Annotated in this window: 1 protein-coding gene; it reads left to right on the forward strand. The window is 69.5% G+C overall.

All coding sequences use genetic code 11. The annotated features are described in order from the left end of the window. Window positions 1-201 precede the first annotated feature (201 nt). A partial coding sequence (gene yicI / locus ABZ281_RS46910; RefSeq protein ID WP_356664673.1) for an alpha-xylosidase occupies window positions 202-2,166 on the forward strand: 1,965 nt, incomplete at its 3' end.

Genomic DNA, 2,166 nt, shown 5'->3' on the forward strand with positions numbered 1-2,166 from the left:
GATAGGCGAGGCGGGACAGTTCGGCGTAGTGGCGCTCGAAGAAGGCGTGGAACTCCACGGTGGCCCTGGCATTGTCCCTGCGAAGCTCTTCGAATCGCTTCACCGATTGCCTCGCACCCCGTTGACGCCCTCACGCACCCCGCATACGTTCGATCGTCGAAGCGCTTCGACGTCATGCGTCGGGAGAGTAGGGACCCCCACATGAAGTTCACCGACGGCTACTGGCTCCTGCGCGAGGGCGTCACCGCGGCCCACCCGGCCCAGGCCCTCGAAGTCACCGAGTCCGGCGCCGCACTGGAGATCCACGCCCCGACCCGGACCGTCCGCTCCCGCGGCGACCTGATGACCGGCCCGGTCCTCACCGTCCGGGCACACACCCCCATGCCCGACGTCATCGGCCTGACCCTGACGCACTTCACCGGCGGCGACCCCCGAGGTCCCGAGTTCGAGCTCACGGCGTCGGACACCTCCGCGGAGATCTCGTACGACGACGAGCACGCGACCCTGGCCTCCGGCGACCTGTCGGTCCGGCTGGCCCGCGGCGGCCCCTGGCACGTCGAGTTCCGCGCGCACGGCCGCACGCTCACCAGCAGCGGCCACAAGAACGCGGGCATCATGACGGACGCCTCCGGCGCGCACCACCTGCGCGAACAGCTGGTCCTCACGGTCGGCACGTCCGTCTACGGCCTCGGTGAGCGCTTCGGCCCGCTGGTGAAGAACGGGCAGGTCGTCGACATCTGGCAGTCCGACGGCGGCACGTGCAGCGAACAGGCCTACAAGAACGTGCCGTTCTACCTCACGGACGCGGGCTACGGCGTCTTCGTCGACCACCCGGGCCAGGTCTCCTTCGAGGTCGCCTCGGAGGTGGTCTCCCGGGTGCAGTTCAGCGCGGAGACGCAGGAGCTGACGTACTACGTCATCCACGGCCCGACCCCGAAGGACATCCTGCGCCGGTACACGGCCCTGACCGGCCGCCCGGCCCTGCCGCCCGCCTGGTCGTTCGGCCTGTGGCTGTCGACGTCGTTCACCACCTCGTACGACGAGGAGACGGTGACCTCCTTCATCGAGGGCATGCGGGAGCGTGGACTGCCGCTGTCCGTCTTCCACTTCGACTGCTTCTGGATGCGCGAGTACAACTGGTGCGACTTCCGGTGGGATCCCCGCGTCTTCCCCGACCCGGAGGGCATGCTCACCCGGCTGAAGGACCGTGACCTGCGCGTCTCCGTCTGGATCAACCCGTACATCGCCCAGCGCTCCCCGCTGTTCGCCGAGGGCAAGGCGCTCGGGCACCTGCTGAGGCGTCCGGACGGCGGTGTCTGGCAGTGGGACATGTGGCAGCCCGGCATGGCCCTGGTCGACTTCACGTCACCGGCCGCACGCGACTGGTACTCCGCCAAGCTGGAGGCCCTGCTCGCGCAGGGCGTCGACTGCTTCAAGACCGACTTCGGGGAGCGGGTGCCCCTCGACGTGGTCTGGTCCGACGGCTCCGACCCGGAGCGCATGCACAACTACTACACGTACCTGTACAACCGCACGGTCTTCGAGGTGCTGCGCAAGCACCGGGGCGAGGCGGAGGCCGTGCTCTTCGCCCGCTCGGCTACGGCCGGCAGCCAGCAGTTCCCCGTGCACTGGGGCGGCGACTGCGAGGCGACGTACGAGTCGATGGCGGAATCGCTGCGCGGCGGCCTGTCCCTCGGCCTGTCGGGCTTCGGCTTCTGGAGCCATGACATCGGCGGTTTCGAGGGCACCCCCACCCCGGCCCTGTTCAAGCGCTGGCTGGCCTTCGGGCTGCTCTCCTCGCACAGCCGCCTGCACGGCAGCAGCTCCTACCGGGTCCCCTGGCACTTCGACGAGGAGTCGGTCGACGTGGCCCGCCACTTCACCCGGCTGAAGCTCCGCCTCCTGCCCTACCTGTACGAGACGGCCCGCACGGCCCACACCGAAGGCCTGCCCATGATGCGGGCCATGGTGCTGGAGTTCCCGGACGACCCGGGGTGCGCCCACCTGGAACGGCAGTACATGCTCGGCCCGGATCTGCTGGTCGCCCCGGTGTTCAGCGACGAGGGTGACGTCACGTACTACGTCCCCGAGGGCACCTGGACGCAACTGACGACCGGCGAGCCGGTGACGGGTCCGCGCTGGGTCCGGGAGCGCCACGGCTTCCTG

Source organism: Streptomyces sp. NPDC006265 (assembly GCF_040613555.1).
GTDB lineage: Bacteria > Actinomycetota > Actinomycetes > Streptomycetales > Streptomycetaceae > Streptomyces.